Source organism: Streptomyces sp. NPDC020807, from assembly GCF_040641575.1.
Taxonomy (GTDB): domain Bacteria; phylum Actinomycetota; class Actinomycetes; order Streptomycetales; family Streptomycetaceae; genus Streptomyces.
In genome coordinates, this window is record NZ_JBFADU010000007.1 from 137,235 (window position 1) to 158,301 (window position 21,067).

At 73.7% G+C, this 21,067-nt stretch carries 17 protein-coding genes and 1 pseudogene; 6 read left to right on the forward strand and 12 right to left on the reverse strand.

The window, feature by feature from the left end; all coding sequences use genetic code 11:
• Positions 1-147: 147 nt before the first annotated feature.
• From AB0G79_RS14255 to AB0G79_RS14265, 3 genes are read right to left on the reverse strand one after another with little or no spacing between them, the layout of a single operon-like run.
• Positions 148-1,575: an MBL fold metallo-hydrolase gene (locus AB0G79_RS14255; protein ID WP_360805541.1), complete on the reverse strand. Its 1,428-nt coding sequence runs from the start codon at positions 1,573-1,575 to the stop codon at positions 148-150.
• Positions 1,576-1,626: 51 nt separating this feature from the next.
• A complete protein-coding gene (locus tag AB0G79_RS14260) occupies positions 1,627-2,643 on the reverse strand; it encodes a nitroreductase family protein (RefSeq protein WP_360805544.1) in 1,017 nt (338 codons plus the stop codon).
• A gap of 19 nt (positions 2,644-2,662) precedes the next feature.
• Positions 2,663-3,286: a CBS domain-containing protein gene (locus AB0G79_RS14265; protein ID WP_360805547.1), complete on the reverse strand. Its 624-nt coding sequence runs from the start codon at positions 3,284-3,286 to the stop codon at positions 2,663-2,665.
• A 339-nt stretch (positions 3,287-3,625) separates the two neighbouring features.
• Between AB0G79_RS14265 and AB0G79_RS14270 the strand changes: the two genes are divergently transcribed.
• Complete coding sequence (locus tag AB0G79_RS14270; RefSeq protein WP_360805926.1) at positions 3,626-5,359, forward strand: GAF domain-containing protein; 1,734 nt, start codon at positions 3,626-3,628, stop codon at positions 5,357-5,359.
• 6 nt (positions 5,360-5,365) lie between these two features.
• On the opposite strand, the gene AB0G79_RS14275 is transcribed toward AB0G79_RS14270, so the two are convergent.
• From AB0G79_RS14275 to AB0G79_RS14295, 5 genes are all read right to left on the reverse strand, one after another.
• Entirely contained in the window at positions 5,366-6,088 is a 723-nt protein-coding gene (locus AB0G79_RS14275; protein ID WP_360805550.1) for a response regulator transcription factor, read from the reverse strand.
• Positions 6,089-6,206: 118 nt separating this feature from the next.
• Positions 6,207-8,057: an NAD-binding protein gene (locus AB0G79_RS14280; protein ID WP_360805929.1), complete on the reverse strand. Its 1,851-nt coding sequence runs from the start codon at positions 8,055-8,057 to the stop codon at positions 6,207-6,209.
• Between the two features lie 125 nt (positions 8,058-8,182).
• Positions 8,183-9,712 carry an SPFH domain-containing protein gene (locus AB0G79_RS14285; protein WP_360805553.1) on the reverse strand — a complete coding sequence of 510 codons (1,530 nt, stop codon included), beginning with the start codon at positions 9,710-9,712 and terminating at the stop codon, positions 8,183-8,185.
• Between the two features lie 52 nt (positions 9,713-9,764).
• On the reverse strand, positions 9,765-10,271 hold the full coding sequence (locus AB0G79_RS14290; RefSeq protein WP_360805556.1) for a hypothetical protein: 507 nt from the start codon (positions 10,269-10,271) through the stop codon (positions 9,765-9,767).
• Between the two features lie 171 nt (positions 10,272-10,442).
• Positions 10,443-11,504, reverse strand: coding sequence for a helix-turn-helix domain-containing protein (locus tag AB0G79_RS14295; protein ID WP_360805559.1), 1,062 nt, complete (start codon positions 11,502-11,504; stop codon positions 10,443-10,445).
• A 331-nt stretch (positions 11,505-11,835) separates the two neighbouring features.
• On the opposite strand from AB0G79_RS14295, the gene nhaA reads away from it, so the two are divergent.
• Positions 11,836-13,134, forward strand: a complete 1,299-nt coding sequence (nhaA, locus tag AB0G79_RS14300) for a Na+/H+ antiporter NhaA (RefSeq protein ID WP_360805562.1) — start codon at positions 11,836-11,838, stop codon at positions 13,132-13,134.
• 148 nt (positions 13,135-13,282) lie between these two features.
• Here the strand turns inward: nhaA and AB0G79_RS14305 are convergent.
• Positions 13,283-13,441 (reverse strand): annotated as a pseudogene (locus AB0G79_RS14305) (CBS domain-containing protein); the annotation flags it as partial.
• Positions 13,438-14,532, reverse strand: a complete 1,095-nt coding sequence (locus AB0G79_RS14310; RefSeq protein ID WP_360805565.1) for an Lrp/AsnC family transcriptional regulator — start codon at positions 14,530-14,532, stop codon at positions 13,438-13,440. The gene AB0G79_RS14310 and the pseudogene AB0G79_RS14305, both read right to left, overlap by 4 nt.
• A 130-nt stretch (positions 14,533-14,662) precedes the next feature.
• Between AB0G79_RS14310 and AB0G79_RS14315 the strand changes: the two genes are divergently transcribed.
• The 3 genes from AB0G79_RS14315 (at position 14,663) to AB0G79_RS14325 (ending at position 18,382) form a co-directional block, all read left to right on the forward strand.
• Positions 14,663-15,871, forward strand: coding sequence for a M20 family metallopeptidase (locus AB0G79_RS14315; RefSeq protein ID WP_360805568.1), 1,209 nt, complete (start codon positions 14,663-14,665; stop codon positions 15,869-15,871).
• A complete protein-coding gene (locus AB0G79_RS14320) occupies positions 15,868-17,415 on the forward strand; it encodes an MFS transporter (RefSeq protein ID WP_360805570.1) in 1,548 nt (515 codons plus the stop codon). The genes AB0G79_RS14315 and AB0G79_RS14320 overlap by 4 nt, the downstream gene beginning before the upstream one ends.
• A 127-nt stretch (positions 17,416-17,542) precedes the next feature.
• Positions 17,543-18,382, forward strand: coding sequence for a PhzF family phenazine biosynthesis isomerase (locus AB0G79_RS14325; protein ID WP_360805573.1), 840 nt, complete (start codon positions 17,543-17,545; stop codon positions 18,380-18,382).
• A 46-nt stretch (positions 18,383-18,428) separates the two neighbouring features.
• Here the strand turns inward: AB0G79_RS14325 and AB0G79_RS14330 are convergent, their stop codons facing one another.
• Together AB0G79_RS14330 and AB0G79_RS14335 are read right to left on the reverse strand one after the other, a co-directional pair.
• Positions 18,429-19,094 (reverse strand): NAD(P)-binding domain-containing protein, encoded by a 666-nt coding sequence (locus AB0G79_RS14330; RefSeq protein ID WP_360805575.1) that lies wholly within the window; start codon positions 19,092-19,094, stop codon positions 18,429-18,431.
• Positions 19,095-19,276: 182 nt separating this feature from the next.
• Positions 19,277-20,050, reverse strand: coding sequence for a DUF4232 domain-containing protein (locus tag AB0G79_RS14335; protein ID WP_360805578.1), 774 nt, complete (start codon positions 20,048-20,050; stop codon positions 19,277-19,279).
• 354 nt (positions 20,051-20,404) lie between these two features.
• On the opposite strand from AB0G79_RS14335, the gene AB0G79_RS14340 reads away from it, so the two are divergent.
• Positions 20,405-21,067, forward strand: a complete 663-nt coding sequence (locus AB0G79_RS14340; protein WP_360805581.1) for a hydrolase — start codon at positions 20,405-20,407, stop codon at positions 21,065-21,067.

Genomic DNA, 21,067 nt, shown 5'->3' on the forward strand with positions numbered 1-21,067 from the left:
AGCACCCATCCTGGTACGCGGAGCCGGTCCCGGGCAGTGCTGAACGGTCCCCTTCCGGGACGGTCGGCCCCGTTCCCGCCGGGACCGACCGGCCCCCGGGGCGGTGAACAGCCGTGCGGTCACGGCTCTCTCCCCGGCGGGTGTCGGTCAGCGGACCAGGACGGCCTCGCCCGAGCGGGGGACCACGGCCGTCCAGCCCAGCTCGTGGTCGATGCGGTCGCGCAGGGCGGCGGACGCGCCCGGTTCGCCGTGGACGAGGTACGTGGTGTGCGGGGGAGGCGCGTCGCGCAGCCAGCCGATGATCTGGTCGGCGTCGGCGTGGGCCGAGAAGTGGGGGAGGTCGGCGACCTCGGCCCGTACGGGCACGTACTCGCCGAACATCTTCAGGGCGCGCGCCCCGTCCACCAGATCCCGGGCCCGCGTGCCCGCGGCGGCGAAACCGACCACGACGACGGTGTTCCGGGGATCGGGGAGCAACCGGCGCAGGTGGTGCAGCACGCGCCCGCCGGTGGCCATGCCCGCCGACGAGACGATGACGGCGGGACCCTTGGCCTCGTTGATCGCTACGGACTCCTGGACGGTACGGGCGGCGAGGAACGGTGCCGGGCTCAGTGCCGCCTCCCCTTGGGCGAGGACCTCCGGCCGCAGCTCGGCCGACCGTTCCCGTAGCGCGTCCCGGTACACGTCGAGCGCGGCCAGCGCCATGGGGCTGTCCACGTACACCGGTACCGAGCGGGGAAGGACGCCCGTCTCGCGCAGCCGGCCCAGCTCGTGCAGGACGACCTCGGTGCGGTCGACGGCGAAGGCGGGGACGACGACGGTGCCGCCCCGGGCGAGGGTCCGCGCGATCACGGAGGAGAACTCCGACCTCGCGGATTCCCGCTCGTGGTGCCGGTCGCCGTAGGTGGACTCCATCAGCAGGACGTCGGCGCCGCTGAACCGCTCGGGCGGCAGCAGCAGGGGATGCCCGGGGCGTCCGAGGTCCCCGGAGGCGGCAAGGGTGTGGCCGTCCTCCAGCGTCAGGTGCGCCCAGGCCGACCCGAGGATGTGGCCGCCGTGGTGCAACCTGAGCCTGGTCCCGTTCGTGATCTCCACTTCGTCGCCGATCGCGACGGGGTCGAGGAACGACAGGGTCTTCTCGACGTCCGATTCGTCGTAGAGGGGCCTGGCGGGGCGGTGCTTGGACCAGCCGTGCTCGTTCGCGTGCCGGGCCGCCTCCATCTGGAGCCGTGCGCTGTCGCGGAGCACGATCGCGGCGAGCCGGGCGGTGGGGGCGCTGGTGAGGATCGGCCCGCGGAAGCCCTGCCGGACCAGGCGCGGCAGGTAGCCGCAGTGGTCCAGGTGGGCATGGGTGACGACCACGGCGTCGATGTCGGCTGCGTCGCGGGCGAACCGCTCCCAGTTGCGACGCCGCAAGGTCGCGAAACCCTGGAAGAGACCGCAGTCGACGAGGATCCGCGCATGGTCGCTCTCGACCAGGAACTTGCTGCCCGTGACCGTACCCACCCCACCCAGGAAGCTGAGCAGTGCCGGGCGCGGGGGCGCGGGCGACGTGAGCGCCGTTGCTTCGGACATGGTCGTCCCTCCTTCGGAACGGTTTCCGCGCCGGTCGCGTCCTCGGGGACGTCAGTCGACGACGAGTACGTCGGAGACGGGACGGCGGGGCGTGGCGCGCCCGGCAGGGCCGTAGCCGAGGCGGAACAGCATGTGGACGTAGCCGATCCCGGAGCCGGGGTCCCGTGCGTCGAAGCGGAGTTCGGGCCACTCCAGCGGCTGCGACATGAGGGAGGTGGCGAGGCCGTCGAGGGTGGCCCGCAGGAGGACGCGCTGCATGGCCTGTCCGGCCCGCAGCCAGTCCTCCGGTGTGTCGCCGACCGTGCCGAGCAGCGCGATCTGCGGGCTCTTCTCGAAGCGCGCGGAGTCCCGGCCCGGCAGATGGCGGGGCGAGTCGAAGTCCCTGACGGGGGACGTCACGTCGTACTGCCGTGGCCCGAAGGCGTACGCGGGGACGCCGTCTCCGGTCTCGGGATCCTCCGCGGAGCCCGTGCGGGTCCAGGAGGCGATCTCCGCGCGTACCGCCTCGTCGGCGGCCTCGAACAGTTCGGAGGCGTGGACGAGATCCATGACGGTGTCGGCGTGCCAGTCGCCCGGCACGACCAGGCGGCAGCCCTCGAGGAGCGCGGCGGCGCGCAGCCCGTCGAGCACCTCGGCGGGGATCCGCTCCTCGGTGAAGGGGAACCGGCTGGTGTGCCGGCGCGCCAGGGCGGGGTGGAGTTCGTCGAGTGCCGCGTCGTCGTCCTCCGGGGCGCCGATGCGCACGTCTGCCAGGTGCCAGGGGTCACCGGGCGAGGGGAACGGCAGGACCTCGGCGTGGCGGGCCCTGTGCGCCGCGGCGACCCGCAGCCCGAAGAGCGCGGCGCCGCAGCCGAGGTGGAGGGCGCGGTGGTCGGGGTCCTGTCGTGGCATGGCGCGCAGGGGATCCCCGTACAGCGCGATGACGTCGTCGCCCCTCCGATGCACCTGGTGCAGGCGGGGCATGTGGTGAACGAACCTCCAGGGCTGCGCGTTGTGCATCGAGGGTGCCGTGGCGGCGTCCTGGACCAGCGACGTCACGAGTGAGCGGGACAGTCCGGTGGTAGTCACGGTGCTTCCTGTCTGTGGGTCACCAGGAGATGTCGTACGGGGTCCGGCCGGCGGAGGCGACGCGGGCGTCGTCCTCCGCGCAGGACAAGCGGTTCACTACGGCGACGACGCCGTCCACCCTTTCGGCGAGCCCGACGAGGGCCAGGGCCTGGCTCCGTCGCCGCACGCGTCCGGCGAGCGTCACGACGCCGTCGAGGACGTGCACGTCCACCGCGTCGGGCGGCAGGTCCATGGCGTCCGTGAGGACGTCCGCCCGCACGCGGTGCCGTATCTCAGCGTCCGGGCGGAGGTAGACGCACAGGAGATCGCGCCGGGTCACGATGCCGACCAGACGTTCCTCCTCGTCCACCACGGGGAGCCGCTCCACTCCGCGACGCACCATGAGCCGTGCGGCGTCCGCCACCGTCTCCTCCGCGTGGACCGTGATGGCCGGCGCGGTCATGAGGTCGCGGGCGACCAGCGCGTGCCGGGACAGGAGATCGCTCTCGGAGACGACCCCGAGGACGCGGTCGTCCTCGTCCATGACGGGCACACCGCTGATGTCGTGCTCGGCCAGCAGCTTCGCCACGTCCCGGAACGACGTCGCGGGGACGGCGGAGACCACCTCGTCGGTCATCAGACCGCCGACCTTCATGTGCTTCATCGCCGCGCCTCCTGTCCGGGCGTCCGGGCCGCCGACGTCCCGCGTCACCACCCTCCTCCGCGCGCGGGGGGCCCGACGAGGGCCGAACGGTCCACCCTGCGGCCCGAACGGTCTCGCCGTCGCCGGGCCGCGCGCCCCCGACCGCCGCAGGCCGGACACCGGGGCCTCGGCGGGTTCCCCTCGCCGCCGCTCGGGTCGGTCGGTCTCCAGGTGGCCGCCGAAGCAACCACCCCCGTGGCCGTGGTGCGCGTCGTCGGCTGGAGCGTCCGGCATGCCGGATCTACCGTGAAGGAAGGTCCGGCGGCGATGCCCGCCCGCCGGAGGTGGCCGGAGGTGGAGATGGTGCCGGAGAGCCCCGGTCCTGAGGACAGCAGGCTCCCGCGGCTGCGTCTCGACGAGCTGCTCGACGAGCTCCAGGGGCGCATCGACGAGGTACGGAGCACCCGGGACCGGCTCAACGGGCTCCTCGAAGCCGTGATGGCCGTGGGCAGGGAACTCGACCTGCCCCAGGTCCTCCGCGACATCGTGGAGGCGGCCGTCACCCTCGTCGACGCCGAGTACGGAGCTCTGGGCGTGATCGGCGACGACAGCAGCCTCTCCGAGTTCGTCCCCATCGGCATCGGGGACGACCTGCGGAGCCGGATCGGCGCGCTGCCCTCGGGGCACGGCCTGCTCGGTGAGCTGATCCGCAACCCCCGCCCGCTGCGGCTGTCCGAGCTTTCCGACCATCCCGCCTCGTACGGCTTCCCGCCGCACCACCCGCCGATGCACTCGTTCCTCGGCGTCCCCATCCGGGTACGGGACGAGGTGTTCGGCAACCTCTACCTCACCGAGAAGCGCGGAGCGTCCGACTTCGACGCCGAGGACGAGGCCGTCGTGACGACCCTCGCCGTCGCCGCCGGCATCGCCATCGACAACGCCCGCCTCTACGAGGAGGGAAGGATCAGGCAGCGGTGGCTCGCCGCGAGCTCCGACCTGACCAGCGCCCTGCTGTCCGGCGCGGAGGAGCGCGAGGTCCTCGAGGCCATGCTGGAGCAGGCGGTCGACATCGCGGCGGCCGACATGGGGGTCTTCTACCTGGTGGGCGCCGGCGGCGAACTGCGGGGCTCGCTCGCCCGGGGAGCCGGGGCCGAGGCCCACCGGGACGTCGTCCTGCCGACCAGCGCGGGAACGCTGGCCGAGATCGCGCTCTCCCAGGACGGTCTGGTCGTGGTCGCCGACGTCGAGAAGGAGCCGCGCATCACGGTGCGGCCCGAACGCTGGCAGGGGTTCGGACCGGCGGTGGCCGTCACCGTCGGCACCAAGGAGCGACTCAGCGGGGTGCTGATCCTGGCACGGCGGCACGGACGGCCGCCGTTCACCGGCGCGGAGGTCACCGCGCTCCCCGGCTTCGCGGGACAGGCGGCCCTGGCGCTCGAACTGGCCGACCGGCGCAGGGACGCCGAGCAGGTGAGCCTGCTGGAGGACCGCGACAGGATCGCCCGCGACCTCCACGACCTGGCGATCCAGCGGCTCTTCGCGACGGGCATGACCTTGCAGAGCGCCCGTCGGCTCGTCGAGCACCCCGAGGCCGTCGACCGCCTGTCCCGGGCGATCGACGACCTCGACGCCACCATCAAGATCATCAGGTCGACCATCTTCGGGCTGCGGGAACACGAGGTCCCCGGCGCCGTGCCCAAGCTGCGGAACCGGGTGGTCACGGCCGTGAACGAGGCCGCGACCGTGCTCGGGTTCACCCCCGCGCTGCGCATGGAAGGGCTCCTCGACACCGAGGTGTCGGCGCAGGCGGCCGATCAGGTGATCGCGGTCATCGGTGAGGCCCTGACCAACGTGGCCCGCCACGCGCGAGCCCGGCGGGCGGAGGTCGCCGTCGTCGTCGACGGCGGGGCCCTGGCGGTGACGGTGAGCGACGACGGCGTCGGCATCCGGCCGGGCGGTGCCCGGAGCGGCCTGCGGAACCTCCGCGAAAGGGCGGAACGGCTGGGCGGCACCCTGTCGGTCCGGGCGAGGGAGGAAACGGGTGGCGGCACGGTGGTGGAGTGGCGGATCCCCGGTCCGGACGAGCGTGCGTGAGGCCGACTACCTCGTGGTGCCGTCGTGCCCGCGTGCGCGCCCGGCCTCGCCCCGCTGGTCGTGCTCGTGCGCCTGCGCGGCGATGACGGCGGCCTGCACACGGCGTTCCACACCGAGCTTGCCGAGCAGCCGCGAGATGTGGTTCTTGACGGTCTTCTCCGACAGGTACAGCCGCTTGGCGATCTGCCGGTTGGTGAGTCCCTCGCCGATCAGGTCGAGCACGGACCGCTCCCGCTCGGACAGGACGGCGAGGCGTTCGTCCTCCGGTGGCCTCGCCGCCTCCGGGGCGCGCAGCGAACGCATCAGCCGCGCGGTGGTGGCGGGATCCAGCATCGACTGCCCCGAGGCCACGGTCCGAACCGCCGACACGAGGTCGGACCCGTTGATCTGCTTGAGGACGTACCCCGACGCCCCCGCGACGATCGCGTCGAGCAGGGCGTCCTCGTCGTCGAACGAGGTGAGCATCAGACAGGCCAGCCCGGGCATCCGGGAGCGCAGCTCCCGGCAGACGGTGATCCCGTCGCCGTCCGGCAGCCGTACGTCGAGCACCGCGACGTCCGGCCGCAGCGCGGGCCCCCGGGCGACGGCCTGCTCGGCGGTGGACGCCTCACCGACCACCCGCAGGTCCGGCTCGTCGTCGATCAGGTCGCGGAGGCCCCGCCGGACGACCTCGTGGTCGTCGACGAGGAAGACCCGGGTCAGCTCGGCTGCTGCCGGAAGGTCGGACATGGCGATCCCTGCGGTCGGTGGCTTCGTACCGGCCCCCACAAGGATTGTCCGTCACGGGGCGGGCCTCCCGCGAGCGTGACGTCCGTCCGTCCGTCCGGACGGGCCGCGCCTCGCCCGGTCACCCCGGTGGCGTGTCCGGGGCGCGGTGCCTCCCGGGGGACGGGGCGAGCAGTTCCGCGAGGCCGCGGCGGGTCGCGGCGATGACGACGCGGTCCTCGGGGCGCAGGACGTAGCCGGGGTGGAGGTCCCACAGGAGCTGCGGTGCGTCGCCCTCCTGGTGGGAGGAGGCCAGGTCGGGGCGGCGTGCTCCGGGGGAGGCGGTGTCGAGGGCGAGGACGCGCCAAGCGCCGGGCCGGAAGGACTCGGCGACGGTACGGCCCTCCAGCTGCGGGTGTCCGGCGACGAAGACGGCGGCGAAGAGCAGCACCTTGCGTTCGACGGGGACGGCACCGAGGATCTGGCGGCCCATCATCGCCCCGGCGAAGGCCGGTGCGGCGAGGTGGGAGACGCTGCGGCTGCGGGTGAGGGCATCGGGATGGGCCGAGCGCAGCGTGCGGTAGACGGCGGTCGCGAAGTCGTCGTCGTACAGCCGGAGCGCGACGCGGAGGTCGTTCCTGAGCGCGCGGGCGACGAGGGTGACCTCCAGGTTGGTGGTGTCGGAGCTGGTGAGGGCGAGCAGGGCGTCCGCCCGGCGGATACGGGCCGCGTCGAGCACGCCGTCCTCGGTGGCGTCGCCGAGGACGACCGGGACGCCGAGGTCGCGGGCGAGCGGGACGCCGCGGGCGTCGGGGTCCTGTTCGACGCAGACGACGGGGACGTCGAGTTCCTGGAGCCGGGCGAGGACCCGGGCGCCGACCTTGCCCAGCCCGAGCAGCACGATGTGCCCCGACAGCCCCCGCGGCGGGCGGCGCAGGGCCCCGCTCGTGCGGAAGGTGCCGAGCGCCTCCAGGGCGCCGGCGACGAGCAGCGGGAGCAGCGCGAGACCGGTGAGCCCGGACAGCAGCTGGAGCACCTGCCGCGTGGGCGACTCCTCCAGCGCCGGGTCGTTGATGGAGAACAGGTCGAGCAGGGTCAGGTAGGCGGCGTGGACGGGGTCGGCGTCGGTCAGCACGGCCGTGGTGGCGGTGAGGGCGAGGACCGCGCCGACGATCCCGGCGAGTGACCGGCGCAGCCGGGCGGAGAACACCTCGCCCAGCGGGGCGCCGCGCCGGGCGAGCCGGCGCGGCGGCAGGGCCGGGCCGGTACGGCGGAGGGCTTCGAGGACGACGCTGCCACGACCGGTCGATCCCGCCGCGGTCCTGTCGTCGGGCAGGAGTTCCGGGCCCCGCGCGCCGCTGGCGTCCGAACCCTCGGAACCGGCCGGGTCGGTGGTCGTCGAGGACAGCAGCGCGAGCGTGCACAGCCCGGGATCCGCCACCTCCCCCCTTCCCGGGGCCGGGCGTTCGGCGGAACGGAGGAGCAGCCCGTCTGCCTGGACGACCTTGTGGGTGCCGGCGATCGCGGTCGCCACGAGCGCCGGCGCGGCCGTGTCCGCGTCGGACAGGACGGTGGTGGACGCCTCCAGGGCTGCCCGGTCGGCGCCGCGTCCGGCCACCAGGGCGGCCTGGTCGAGGAGTTCCTCCAGGTGGTGGCCGAGCCTGCGGTTGTACATGCGGACGACGAGCCGCAGTCCCGGGTCGAGCCTGCGCGCCGCGAGGGCGGCCCGGAGGTTCGTCTCGTCGTCCTCGTACAGCAGGGCGAGGGCGGCGGCCCCGTTCACCCGGGCCCGGAGCAGCACCGCCGGCGTGGGGCTGCCCGCGGTGTCCACGCGTACGGGAGGGACGGCGCTCCCGCTCGACGCACCTGGCGCGGCGGTCTGTTCCTCCGCCGCCGCGTCGGCGGGGACCACGAGGATCACCCGCTGCCGGTAGACCTCCCGCAGCTCGACCGCGAGCCGGCGGGCCAGCCCGTCGTCGCCGCAGACGACCATGTGGCCGCCGTCGCGAGGGCTCCCCTGGTGCGGTAACGCCGTCATGTGCCCCCCGTTCGATGTGCGGATTCAGCCGCCGGGACCGTGGCCGGGCCCGGCGGCTGACATCCGTGCGGCGGCCCCGGTCAGTCGGTGATCTCGATCGCCCCGTCGCCCGACCCCACGGGCTGCGCCTGGCCGGGGACCGGCTTCTTCTGCGTGAAGCCCTGGAGCACGGCGGCGAGGTCGACGCCCGTCGTGGAGGAGAGGAGCTCCATGCCCTGGGTGACGTTGTCCGTGACCGTACGGGTCAGCCGGCTCGCGCCGTCGGTGGAGATGACCGTCATCTTGTCGACGGCGGCCAGCGGTTCGGACGCCTTCGCGACGACCTGCGGAAGGACCTCGACGAGCATCTGGAGGACGGCCGCGTCGCCGTACCTCTCGAAGGCGTCGGCCCGCTTGTGCATGGCCTCGGCCTCGGCGGTGCCCTTCGCGGCGATCGCGCCGGCCTCGGCGTCGCCCTCCAGCCGTACCGCCTCCGCGATGGCCGCCCGTCGTGCGCGCTCCGCCTCGCCGCGCTTGGCGCCCTCGATCGCCTCGGCCTCCGCGAGCGCCTGGCGGCGCTGCTTCTCGCCCTCACCGGTCAGCCGGGCCCGCTCGGCCTCGGCCTCGGCGGCGGCGATCGCGGCCAGTCGCTCGGCCTCGGCCTGCTTGACGCGGGCGATGCGGCGGGCCTCGGCCTCCTGCTCGGCCTGGTAGCGGGCGGCGTCGGCGGGCTTGCGGACCTGGGTGTCGAGCTGGCGGTCCGTCAGCGCCGCCTGGCGGGCCGCGACCTTCTCCTGCTCGGAGAGGATGTCCTGCTGGCGCGCGGCCTCGGCGAGCGGCCCCGCCGCGTTGGCCTGGGCTGCGGCCTCGTCGGTCTGGGCCTTGATCTCGGCCTGCTTCAGGTACAGGGTGCGCTGCGCGACGGCGATCTCCTCCTCCGCCTTCAGCCGGGCCTGTTCGGCGGCGCGGCGGGCGACGGCCTCGGCGATGTCGGCCTCCTGCTTGGCGCGGGCGGCCTCCGGCCTGCCGAGGTCCTCCAGGTACGAGCCCTCGGTGGTGATGTCCTGGATCTGGAAGGCGTCCAGGACCAGGCCCTGCCCGGACAGGCTGGCCTCGGCCTCCTCCGCGACCTGGCCGGCGAACGCGGCCCGGTCGCGGATGATGTCCTCCACCGACATGCGGCCCACGATGGAGCGCAGCGCGCCGGACAGGACCTCCTGCGTGAAGCCGACGATGCCGTCCTGCTGCATCAGGAACCGCTGAGCCGCCGCCCGGATCGAGTCCTCGGTGCCGCCGACCTTGACGATCGCCACGCCCTCCAGGTTGGCCTTCACCCCGCGCAGGGTGACCGCGCCGCGCACGGCGACGGGGATGTGCCGGCTGGACAGGTCGAGCGTGAACTTCTGCTGGACGAAGGGGACGACGAAGACGCCGCCGCCGACCACGACCTTCTGACCGCTGTTGTCGGTGAACACGCGGCCGGTGGCGGGATCCGTGGCCTGCTTGCCGCGCCGGCCCGTGATGATGAACGCCTCGCTGGGCCCGGCGACCTTGTAGCGGGTGATGACGGTGAGGGCGAGCAGCACGACGAGTACGACGATGCCCACCACAGCGGTGAGGACAGGGCTCATGACGAAACCCCCTTCGTTCAGGACGACAACGGAAAGAGAGCGGGGCGGCCGGTCAGCGCTCGACCGGGCGGACGGAGACGGCTGTCGGCGAGAGCACGGAGTCCACCCACACCTCGGCGCCGCGTGCCACGGGTACGTCGGCCTTCGCCGCGAACTTCACCGGCTGGCCCGCGAGGTACAACAGGACCTCGCCGTAGCCGCCCGAGGGGATCGCGGTCACCACCGCACCGCTCGTACCGGCCAGTTCCTCGCCCCGCGGTGCGGCCGCGGCGTCGTCGCGGAGGAGTGCCCGGCCGAACCGCCAGGTCGCCCACCCCACCGCGCCCCCCGCCACCACGCCCGCACCGACGGCGACCCCCGCCCCCGCTCCGGTGGTCCCCAGGACGATCGCGCCCGTGAATCCGAGCGCGGACACGAACCCGGCGATCACCGGCAACGACAGGAACCCGTCCAGCCCCCCGCCGATCGAGTCGAGGACGCTCTCCAGCACCCCGTCGAAGACCAGCGACAGGACGAGCAGGACGAGACCCGCGATGCCGAGACCGAGAAACCATCCCATGTACGCCACCCGCCCCGTGCTGCTCCTGCCGTTGTCACAGGATGTTTCCACGATGGGGTGACCTCGTTCACTGCCTGGTTCCGGCAATCTTTATGCGCTCTTAATGCCGCCTGCGTGCCCTGCCTGCCCTGCCTGCCCCACGTGCCCCACGTGCCCGCGGAGGCGGAGGGGTCACAGCTCCTGGTCGGGCCAGCCCAGCAGCCGGGCGCCGATGACGGCCGTCTGCAGGGTGTAGCGCTGGACGGGATCGCCCGGGTCGGCGCCGGTCAGCCGGTGGATCCTGTCGAGCCGGTACGTCATGGCCCGCACGCTGAGACTGAGGTGCCGGGCCGCCTGCGCGGTGACGCAACCGCTGTCGAAGTAGGCGGTCAGGGTCTCCAGAAGGGGCTTCGCGCCGCCGCGCGCCTCCTTGAGCGGGCCCAGCACGGTCCGGACGAGGTCGGCCATCGCCTGCCGGTCGCGGGTGAGAACGGGGTAGACGAGGAGGTCGGAGGCGTACAGGACCGGCTCCTCCAGACCCATGCGGCCGGCGAGGTCGAGGGCGTTGAGGGCTTCCTCGTAGGAGTGGACGACGCCGCCGGCGCCCGGATGCGCCCGGCCGACCGCGACCCGGCCGCCGTCGGTGGCGGCGTGCGCCCGCTTGGCGAAGTGGGCCAGCACCTCGGGCTCGTCGGCGGGCGCGATGCAGATCAGCCGCCCGTCCTTGGTGGTGAGGAGGAGCCGCCGGTTGCCGAAGCGGGCGAACAACGAGGACTCCACGGCCCGCGAGACCGAGTAGCCGTCGTCGTACGGCTCGGGGCCCTCGGCGACCGCCACGGCGTGGGCGTGCGCGAGGAGCAGGCCGAAACGTTCGGCGCGCTCGGCTATCCGCCCGAGATCGCTGCGGCCGTACAGCAGGTCGTCGACGAACTCCCGCCGCGCCGCCTCTTCCTGACGGATCGCCAGCACCTGAGCCCGCTCGTGGCCCTCCGCGAAGGCGTCGAGGGCCTGTTCGACGGCGCCGAGGAGGTGCCCGGCGGCGGAATCGGGCAGCCCCCGGAGAACCCGCCGTGCGGCGGACAGCTGGGAACGGACCAGCGTCCGCAGCCCGACTCCGCTCTCGGCCGCCCGCTCCCCGAGCGACCGCAGGGTCTCCCGTTCCTCGCGGCTGAGCCCGCGCCGGGTCCCGCAGACGCTCGCCAGGATCTCGTCGTACCCCTCCAGGTACTCCTCGGACGGCTGCCTGTCCGCCACGGTCGTCCCTCCCTCGTGCCTGAAAGCGCCCTGGTGGGTCCGTGACGCGCGGGGATCAAGGGTGCCACGCCGTTCGTGACGCCGCCGTCGCCCTTCGGTGTCGCCGGCACCCCTGGCTGTCGCCGGCACCCTTGTCTGTCACCGTCGTCCTTGGCTGTCACCGTCGTCCTCGGACGTCGCCGTCGCCGCATCGGCACCCTGGTCGGTCCCGCGCCCGGCGGCTAGGGTGTGAACAACGCATCAAGACTCACGATGCCGGTGTGCCGGGAAGTCTGGTCGGCGTTCGAGGGGCCGTGTGCCCGTCCGCCCACCTGACCGGAGGCCGTCCCCGATGACCCCGTCACGCCCGCGCAAGGTGATCCTCGGCCTGTTGCCGTGGCCCGAACGCCAGGCCGTCACCGAAGCCCTGCGTACCGAGACGATCGGCGGGCTCGTCCTGCTCACCGCCGCCGTTATCGCCCTGGCCTGGGCGAACAGCCCCTGGAGCGCGGCCTACGAACGGATACGCGACGCCCACTTCGGCATACCCGCCCTCGGCCTGGACCTCTCGGTCGCGCACTGGACGGCCGACGGCCTGCTCGCCGTCTTCTTCCTGATCGCCGGCATCGAGCTGAAACGCGAGCTCGTCGTCGGCGAGCTGCGGACCCCCGCCACCGCCGCGCTGCCCGTCATCGCCGCCGTCTGCGGCATGGCCGTCCCCGCCGCCCTCTACCTCCTCACCGTCACCGTCGGCGACGGAAGCCGTCAGGGCTGGGCCGTACCGATGGCCACGGACATCGCCTTCGCCCTCGCGGTCCTCGCCGTGCTCAGCACCCACCTGCCCGCGGCGCTGCGCGCCTTCCTGCTGACCCTCGCGGTCGTCGACGACCTCGGCGCCATCCTGATCATCGCCGTCTTCTTCACCGCCGACCTCGACTTCCTCGCGCTGGGCGGTGCGTTCGCCGGACTCGTCACCTTCTACGCCCTCCAGCGACTCCGCGTACGCGGCTGGTGGTGGTACCTGCCCCTCGGCCTCGCGATCTGGGCACTGATGTACAATTCCGGCGTCCACGCCACGGTCGCCGGCGTCGCCATGGGCCTGATCCTGCGCACCACCCGCGACGGGGGAGAGCAGGCGTCCCCGGCCGCGCGCGTCGCGCACCGGCTGCACCCGTTCTCCGCCGGCGTCGCCGTCCCGCTGTTCGCCCTCTTCGCCGCCGGAGTCAGCGTCTCCGGCAGCGCCCTCGGCCACGTCTTCACCGACCCCGAACCCCTCGGCGTCGTCACCGGCCTCGTCGCGGGCAAGATCCTGGGCATCTTCCTCGGCACCTACCTCGCCGCACGCTTCACCCGCGCCCGGCTCAACCCCGACCTCGCGTGGGCCGACGTCCTCGGCCTCGCCACCCTGGCCGGCATCGGCTTCACCGTCGCCCTCCTCATCGGCGAACTCGCCTTCCCCGACCCCGCCCGGGCCGAGCACATCAAAGCAGCCGTCCTCGTCGGCTCCCTCATCGCCGCCGCGCTCGCCGCCGCCCTCCTGCGGCGCCGCAACCGCCTCTACCGACAGCTCTACGAGGACGAGGAACGCGACGACGACGCGGACGGCGTCCCCGACATCTACCGCACCCCCGAAGGTGGCGGCAGCGCGTGAGGGCAGGGAAGAGAGGGCGATCTCGCGGGGCGCGGCGAGGCACCCGCTCGAACGCCGTCAGCGAGCGTCTCCCGGGCCGGCGAGATCCATGCGGACGTCGACGACGCCTTCGACGGCCTGCACGGCGCGCGCGACCAGGGGCACCAGGGAACTCGACCTTCGGCAGCAGGTCGGCCTCCGACACGACGCCGACGACCAGCCCCTCACCCGCGAGTACGGGGAGGGCGTTCACCCTCCACTGGTCCATGAGGGCGACGATCTCCTTGTACGCCGCGTCACGCCCGATGGCGGTCGCGGTCTGCGTCATGAGGGCCGGACGGGCCCCTTCCCCTGACCGGCCGACGGACCGCGCAGGCGGTCGAGGAGGAGGGCCTCGGCGACTTCGGAGCGCGGGTCGTGCCAGAGGTCGAGCGGGACGGGGCGGAGATGGAGGCCGCGCGGGTCCAGGAGGTGACCGCCCAGTTTGATCTGCCAGAGCGTCAGGGCGCGGTCCGCGACGGCGAGTTCGGGGAAGCGGGCGACGAGCCGCGACTCGAAGGCGGCGATGTCGTCGACCGAGCGCAGCCAGGCGGCGAGCAGCAGGTTGTGCGGACCGGACAGCGAGGCGCAGAGGCGGATCTCGCGCAGGGCGCTGATGCGTTCCGCGAGCCGGACGGCCTGGCTCTGCGGCACGGAGGCCCAGAGCGACACCGAGACGGGCCAGCCGGAATGTGCCCGGGCGACCTCGCAGCGGTAGACGAGGGCGTGCTCGGCGTCGAGCCGGTCGAGGCGGCGACGGACGGTCGTCGGGCTGAGCCCGGTGCGCTCGGCCAGCCGCGCGGCGGACTGCCGGGGGTCCTCGCTGAGTGCCCGGACGAGTTCCAGGTCGCGGCCCCGGAGGAGCCGGCCGCCCTGCGGCCGGGCCCCGGCGCCGGATGCGGGGGCGAGCCGTCGGCGCTGCTCCTCGGAGAGCCGGTCCAGACGCCAGCGGCTGCCCTCGGTGTGGAGGGTGGTGGCGATCTGCGTGCGGGAGGCGGCCACGCCGTCGAGGGCGCCGAGACGGAACCCGACGTAGCGGGCCAGCTCGGCCTGGTCGGCGAAGACGGCGGTGACGAGCAGGTCCCGGCCACCGCTGATGTGCTCCAGGTTGAACACGTGCGGGTCCTGGGCGATCTCGGCCGCGACGCCGTGGAGCCGTCCGGGCACGCAGTCGACCTCGACGAACGCGACGACGGAGGGCGCGTGCGCATGGGCCCTGGGATGGACGCTGATCCAGGCGAGCCCCGTCTCCGTCAGCCGCGCCCACCGGCGCGCGACGGTCGAGGCGTCGAGGCCGAGGACGTCGCCGATCCGCTGCCAGTCCGCGCGGGGCGCGACCTGGAGCGCCGTGACGAGCAGGAAGTCGAGTTCGTCGAGCACGGGACCGCTCCTCGGGTGGTGAGCTCGGCAGGCGCGGAGCAGGTGGTTCGTTCCTGCAAACGATCACAGGATTCCGGTGGATTCCTGCGTGACGGGGGCGCCGGGCAGAGGAATCGGCACTATACCCGCCATGTTCCAGCACAGCGACGCCCTCGTCCTCGCAGACTCCCTCACCCGCCTGAGGCACGCCCTCCACCGGGAACCCGAGCTCGGCCTCGACCTCCCGCTCACCCAGCGGAAGGTCCTCGACGCGCTCGACGGACTGCCCCTGGAGATCACCCTGGGGAAGCGGCTCAGCTCGGTCACCGCCGTCCTGCGCGGGGGCCGGCCGGGCCCCGCCGTCCTGCTGCGTGCCGACATGGACGCCCTGCCCGTCCAGGAGGAGAGCGGTGTCCCGTACGCCTCCGAGATCCCGGGCCGCATGCATGCGTGCGGGCACGACCTGCACACCTCGGCCCTCGTCGGCGCCGCACGGCTCCTCGCCGGGCGGCGGGACGAGCTCGCCGGCGACGTCGTCCTCATGTTCCAGCCGGGGGAGGAGGGCATGGGCGGCGCCGCGCTGATGATCGAGGAGGGAGTCCTCGACGCCGCGGGCAGCCGCGTGGTGGCGGCGTACGCGCTCCACGTGACCTCGACGCTGCTCCCCACCGGCTACGCGGCCGTCCGGCCGGGCCCCATGCTGGCCGCCTCCGACGCCGTCACGGTCCGGGTCGGCGGCGCGGGAGGCCACGGCTCGTCGCCGCACGCCGCGAAGGACCCTGTACCGGCCGTGTGCGAGATGGTCACCGCCCTCCAGACCATGGTCACCCGTACCGTGGACGTCTTCGACCCGGCGGTGATCACGGTCGGCTCGCTGCACGCCGGCTCCGCGGGCAACGTCATCCCCGAGCACGCCGAGTTCGAGGCGACGGTACGCACCTTCTCCGACGCGACCCAGGCCACGGTGAGGGCCGGTGTCGAGCGGACCGTCCGCGGCGTGGCCGACGCGCACGGCCTCGACGTCGACATCGACTACCGGGAGAACTACCCGGTCACGGTCAACGACCCCGGCGAGGCCGCCCACGCCCTGCTGACCGCCCGGGAGCTCCTCGGGGCCGACCACGCCTTCGAGGCGCCCCGCCCGCTCGCCGGATCGGAGGACTTCTCCTTCGTCCTGCGCGAGGTCCCCGGGGCCTATCTCGGCGTCGGCGCCTGCCCGCCCGACCGCGACCCCGCCACCGCCCCGTACAACCACTCGCCCCGCGCGGTCTTCGACGACCGCGCCGTCCTCGACTCCGCCGTCCTGCTCGCCGAACTCGCCGCCCGCCGCCTCCAGGGCGCGACCGAGGAGCGCCCGTGAGACCGACCGATTCCTCCTCCGGACCCGCTGATCTCCACGCCGCCCCCGATGTCTCCGTTCCCCCCGGCTCCGTACGAGCCGTCGTCGGCCTCCTCGTCCTCTTCGAGCTGACCAGCGGGTTCCTCCAGGGCGGGATCACGCCCCTCCTGCCGGACATCGGGCGGGAACTCGGCATCCCCGACGCCGAGCTGACCTGGGCGATCTCCGCGCAGCTCCTCGCCGCTGCCGTGTCCGTCCCCGTCCTCGGCCGCCTTGGTGACCTGTACGGCCACCGGCGGGTGCTGCGCTTCGCGCTCGTCTGCGTCGCCGCGGGCACCCTGCTCACGGCGCTCGCGCAGTCGCTGCCGATGCTGTTCACCGGCAGGGTGCTGCTGGGGCCGCTGGCCGCCCTGCTGCCCCTGGAGATCGCCCTCGTCCGCGACCGGCTCCCGGTCGACCAGGCCCGCTCCGCGATCGCACGGCTCGTCGGGGCGCTCGCCCTCGGCACGCTGATCGGCGGGGTCGCCATGGGCGCGGTCCACCAGGCCACGGACGACCTGAGGACCACGCTCCTCGTCCCGGCCGTGCTCGCCGTGGCCTGCGTGCCCGTCTCCTTCCTCGTCGTCCCGGAGTCGGCGCGCCGGGCGGTGGGCCGGCTCGACTGGCCCGGCGCGGCGCTCCTGGGCGTGACGGTGGTGCTGCTCCTGTCCGGCGTCTCCGGTCTCTCCGGCGGCGCCGGCGGTTCCGGGGGAGCCGGCGGCTCCGGAGCGGAGGGCGGGGGCGGGCTGCCCGTGACGGCGCTCGGTCAGCTGCTGCTCGCGGTGCTGTTCGGGCTGGCCTGGGTGGTGGCCGAGCTGCGCACCCCCGATCCGCTGGTGGACGTGCGGGCGCTCGCCGACCGCAGGGTCGCGCCGTTCTTCCTGTGCGCGGTCGTCTACGGCGTCGTGTACTTCGGCAGCCTGTCGCCGGAGGCCACGTTCCTGGCCGCCGACCCGGACCGTACCGGGTACGGGTTCGGACTCACCGCCCTGCAGATCTCCCTCGTGACCGTGCCCGCCGCCGTGATGGCGGTCGTCACCTCCTCGCTCACGGCGCGCATCGCCGGGCGCCTGGGCTACGTCCCCGCGCTCGCGCTCGCCTTCTCCCTCATCGGGGCGAGCTTCCTGACCACGGCCGTGCTGCACGCGGAGGTGTGGCAGGTGGTGGCGGCGAAGGTGATCGCCGGGCTGGGGATCGGGGTGGCCCTCGGCGCGCTGCCGACCGTCATCGCGGAGGGCAGCGACCCGTCCCGTACCGGCGTGACCACCGCCCTCTACAACAACGCCAAGACGCTCGGCGGCGCCGTCGCGGGCGGGGTGATCGTCACGCTCCTGGCCGCGTCGGCGCGACCGGCTCCGGGACTGGGACCGGCATCGGGACCGGGGCCGGGTCCGGGCGACGCGGCCCCCTCCGAGTCGGGGTACGTGACGGTCTGGCTGCTGCTCGCGGTCCTCTCCTTCGCCGCGGCGGCGGTGACGGCGGTGGCCCGCAGGCCAGGGGAACAGAGGAGTGCGTTCCGGTTGTGACGGGCCCTCACAACGGCTTGCTCTCCCGCGGCGCGGCACCCGGACCGGACCCCGGCGTCACCTTGCAGCCGTGGGGGCCGGGCCACCCGGCTGTCGGACGTCGTCACGGAGCGGCTAGGTTCGGGTGATGGACATCCTTCGATACGTGGCCTTCAGCACCGACCCCCTGGGCGGCAACCCGGCAGGTGTGGTGCTGGACGCCACGGGTGCCGACGACGCGACCATGGCCGCCACCGCCGCCGAAGTCGGCTACTCGGAGACGGCGTTCGCCGTCCCGCGCGCCGACGGGGCGCTCGACATCCGCTACTTCAGCCCGCAGAACGAGGTCCCGTTCTGCGGGCACGCCACCATCGCCACCGCCGTCGCCCACGCGCACCGGCACGGCGTCGGCGAACTGCTCCTGCACACCAAGGCCGGACCGGTCCCGGTGACCACCGCGACCGGTCCGGACGGGGCCGTCGTCGCGACCCTGGTCAGCGTCCCGCCCCGCAACGAGAAGATCGACGACGCGGACCTCGCCGAACTCCTCGACGCCCTCCACTGGTCCGCGGCCGACCTCGACCCCGACCTGCCGCCCCGCGTCGCCTACGCCGGCGCCAGGCACCCCGTGATCGCCGCCGCCACGCGCGCCCGGCTGGCCGACCTCGCGTACGACATGGCGGCCCTGGGCGACCTGATGGCGCGCCGCGACTGGACGACCGTCGTCCTCGTCCACCGCGAGTCGGACACCGTGTTCCACGCCCGCAACCCCTTCCCGCCCGGCGGCGTCGTCGAGGACCCGGCGACGGGCGCCGCGGCGGCCGCGTTCGGCGGCTACCTCCGCGCCCTCGGACTCGTCGACACACCGGCCAGCCTGACGATCCATCAGGGCGTCGACATGGGCCGTACGAGCCTCCTGACCGTCGGTGTGCCTACGGGGGAGTCGAGCGGCATCGAGGTCACGGGGACGGCCGTCCAGATCGGCTAGGGACTGTCCGGCCGATCAGGGTCGGACAGGCCGTAGGGGGCTTCTGTCAGCCGCGGAACGTCTCCGGGCGCTCGGGAGACGCCTCCGCGAGGGCGCGCTCCACGGCCGCCACGCCGTCGCGGAGCCCGTACACCGGGGTGTCGGGCTGCTGGCGCCAGGAGTCGTCGATGCCGCCCGCGTCGACCGTGTCGAAGCCCAGCTCGTCGATGAGTTCGCGCACCAGCTTCTTCGCCTGCTCGTCGTCGCCCGCGACCGGCAGGGCCATGCGCTCCGGGTCCCCGGCCGGGCGCGGGCGGTCGAGGATGTCCTCCGCGTACGTGCCGTTGAACGCCTTGACCACCGGGTGCCCCAGGTGGCGTTCGGTCCACCGGCTCTCCGTCAGACCCTCGTCCTCGATGGCCGCGATGCGGCCGTCACGCTGCCGCGGGTAGTAGTTGCCGGTGTCGACCACCGCGAACCCCTCGGCGGCACCGTCGAAGAGACCGGCGGCCGGAAGGTCCGGGATCGCCTTCAGCGGGATCGTCACGACGACGATCCGCGCGCCCCGGGCGGCTTCCGTGACGTCCACGGGAGTCGCGCCGGTCTCCTCGGCGAGGGCGGTCAGCGTGTGCGGGCCGCGGGAGTTGGCGACGTGCACCTCGTGCCCGAGAGCGGTGAGGCGACGGGTGAGGTTGCCGCCGATGTTGCCAGCCCCGATGATGCCGATCCTCATGGCAGTCCCTCCTGGTGACGTGAACGGACGGCGCGTCACGCCGTCGTGTCAGTCAGCAACAGGGGCTGCTCCGTCCACTATTCCCCCACGCGTGAGGCGACGACGTCACGGCGGGCTTCGAAGCCGCCGCGGTCTCCGGGTGCGGGAGACGCGGCGGCGTACGTGCCCGTGGGGGAGGAGCGTCAGAGCTGGGTGATCGGGCGCATCGCCAGGCCCTCGGTGCCGGCCCAGCCGTTCAGCCGCGCCGCGTCGTCGACGGAGACCGTGTCGAGACCGTCGGGCAGGTCGAAGACGAGCGTGCCGCTGAGCTCGGTGCCCTCGCCGGCGACCAGGGTCGCGGTGAACCGGTCGGACTGGTCGTACTCGGCTTCGCCGCCCTCGTCGTTGCCGAAGACGTACAGGCCGGCGTAGGCCTTGCCGCCGCCGGCGACGACGACCGGCTCGGTGTCCGGCTCGCCCAGCGTCTCGACGATCGGGGCGTCGTTGCCGGCCTTCAGCCGGACCAGCGGCGCGTCGTTCAGGACGCAGGGCGTCCTGGACCCGTTCGTGACGGTCAGGAGGAAGTGGCGGGGAGTCTCCCCGCGCGGGTCCTGGAGCTCGACCTCGGTGGTGAGGCCGTCGGCCTCGCAGTCCGGGTACTTCGTGCCGTTGCCGCCACCGGTCTCCCCGCTGTCACCGGTCTCGGTGCCCGTGGGGCCGCTCGTTCCGGTTCCGGAGTCCTGGGAAGGGGTCCTGCCCGCCGGGGTACCGGCCCCGGTCGAGGCGGAGCCCGACGGCGCGGTGGTCGTCGGCGTGCCGCTCGGCGACTCCGTGGCCGGCGGTGCGGCGACGGACGAGGAGGCGGCGGGCGGCGCGCCGGCCCCGTTGTCGCCCCCGGAGGGCTGGCAGGCGGTGGTCGCGAGCAGAGCCGCGATCACGGACGCGCCCAGGGCCGCGCCGCGCAGTCCTCGACGCACTGAACCACCTCTGGCCGTAGTGGAGTTCATCTCTCGTTCCTCTTCCCCCGTGACCGGACCGGAGCCGGTCCGCGTGCAAGCGACAGGACGATTCTTGCCACGCGGGGAACCGGTGAAGAGGGGCAACCCGGTTTCGTTACAGCCTCAGCACGATGCGGCGACCATGGCGTGACCATGACGGGACGGCACGGGGGTTTCGTGGCGGGACCGCGCCGGATGCGCGCGGTTGTGCGCTGTCGTGCCAACCCCTGGGCGCAGGAGGTCACATCGGACGGCCGGGTCGCTCGTAGCTTGAGGAGGTGCCGGGCCGCGGAGGCGGCGGGCACGCTTCCGACCGCTTCGAAAGGACTCCTCATGTTCGACGTCTCCACGGTGCAGGCCGCCCCCAGCAAGGACCTGCTCACGCCCGACAACGCCGTGATGCTCTTCGTCGACCACCAGCCGCAGATGTTCTTCGGCACCGGCAGCGGCGACCGCGCCGCGATCATCAACAGCACCGTGGGCCTCGCCAAGGCGGCCCGGGCGTTCGACGTTCCGGCGGTCCTGACCACGGTCGCCGCCGAGTCCTTCTCGGGACCCCTGCTGCCGCAGCTCGCCGAGGTGTTCCCCGGGAACGAGGTGATCGACCGGACGACCATGAACGCCTGGGAGGACGAGGCGCTCGTGGCGGCGGTCAGGGCGACCGGGCGCAAGAAGATCGTCCTGGCCGGCCTGTGGACCGAGGTCTGCCTCGTGCTGCCCGCCCTCTCGGCGCTCGAGCAGGGGTACGAGGTGTACGTCGTGACCGACGCCTCCGGCGGCGTCAGCCCGGCGGCCCACGAGCACGCGCTCCAGCGGATGATCGCCGCCGGCGCCGTGCCGGTGACCTGGGTGCAGGTGCTCCTGGAGCTGCAGCGCGACTGGGCGCGCCAGGAGACCTACGGCGCCGTCATGGAGATCGTGAAGGCCCACGCGGGCGCGTACGGCCTGGGCGTCGTGTACGCGCAGAGCGTCATCGGCGCGCACGCGGCCGGCTGA

Bases quoted from the DNA above. Each gene is read 5' to 3' on its own strand.
- AB0G79_RS14325 (WP_360805573.1), top strand. From the start codon at position 17,543: ATGGACATCCTTCGATACGTGGCCTTCAGCACCGACCCCCTGGGCGGC.
- AB0G79_RS14285 (WP_360805553.1), bottom strand. From the start codon at position 9,712: ATGAGCCCTGTCCTCACCGCTGTGGTGGGCATCGTCGTACTCGTCGTG.
- AB0G79_RS14270 (WP_360805926.1), top strand. From the start codon at position 3,626: ATGGTGCCGGAGAGCCCCGGTCCTGAGGACAGCAGGCTCCCGCGGCTG.
- AB0G79_RS14280 (WP_360805929.1), bottom strand. From the start codon at position 8,057: ATGGTCGTCTGCGGCGACGACGGGCTGGCCCGCCGGCTCGCGGTCGAG.
- AB0G79_RS14290 (WP_360805556.1), bottom strand. From the start codon at position 10,271: ATGGGATGGTTTCTCGGTCTCGGCATCGCGGGTCTCGTCCTGCTCGTC.
- AB0G79_RS14275 (WP_360805550.1), bottom strand. From the start codon at position 6,088: ATGTCCGACCTTCCGGCAGCAGCCGAGCTGACCCGGGTCTTCCTCGTC.
- nhaA (WP_360805562.1), top strand. From the start codon at position 11,836: ATGACCCCGTCACGCCCGCGCAAGGTGATCCTCGGCCTGTTGCCGTGG.
- AB0G79_RS14340 (WP_360805581.1), top strand. From the start codon at position 20,405: ATGTTCGACGTCTCCACGGTGCAGGCCGCCCCCAGCAAGGACCTGCTC.
- AB0G79_RS14315 (WP_360805568.1), top strand. From the start codon at position 14,663: ATGTTCCAGCACAGCGACGCCCTCGTCCTCGCAGACTCCCTCACCCGC.
- AB0G79_RS14255 (WP_360805541.1), bottom strand. From the start codon at position 1,575: ATGTCCGAAGCAACGGCGCTCACGTCGCCCGCGCCCCCGCGCCCGGCA.
- AB0G79_RS14330 (WP_360805575.1), bottom strand. From the start codon at position 19,094: ATGAGGATCGGCATCATCGGGGCTGGCAACATCGGCGGCAACCTCACC.
- AB0G79_RS14265 (WP_360805547.1), bottom strand. From the start codon at position 3,286: ATGAAGCACATGAAGGTCGGCGGTCTGATGACCGACGAGGTGGTCTCC.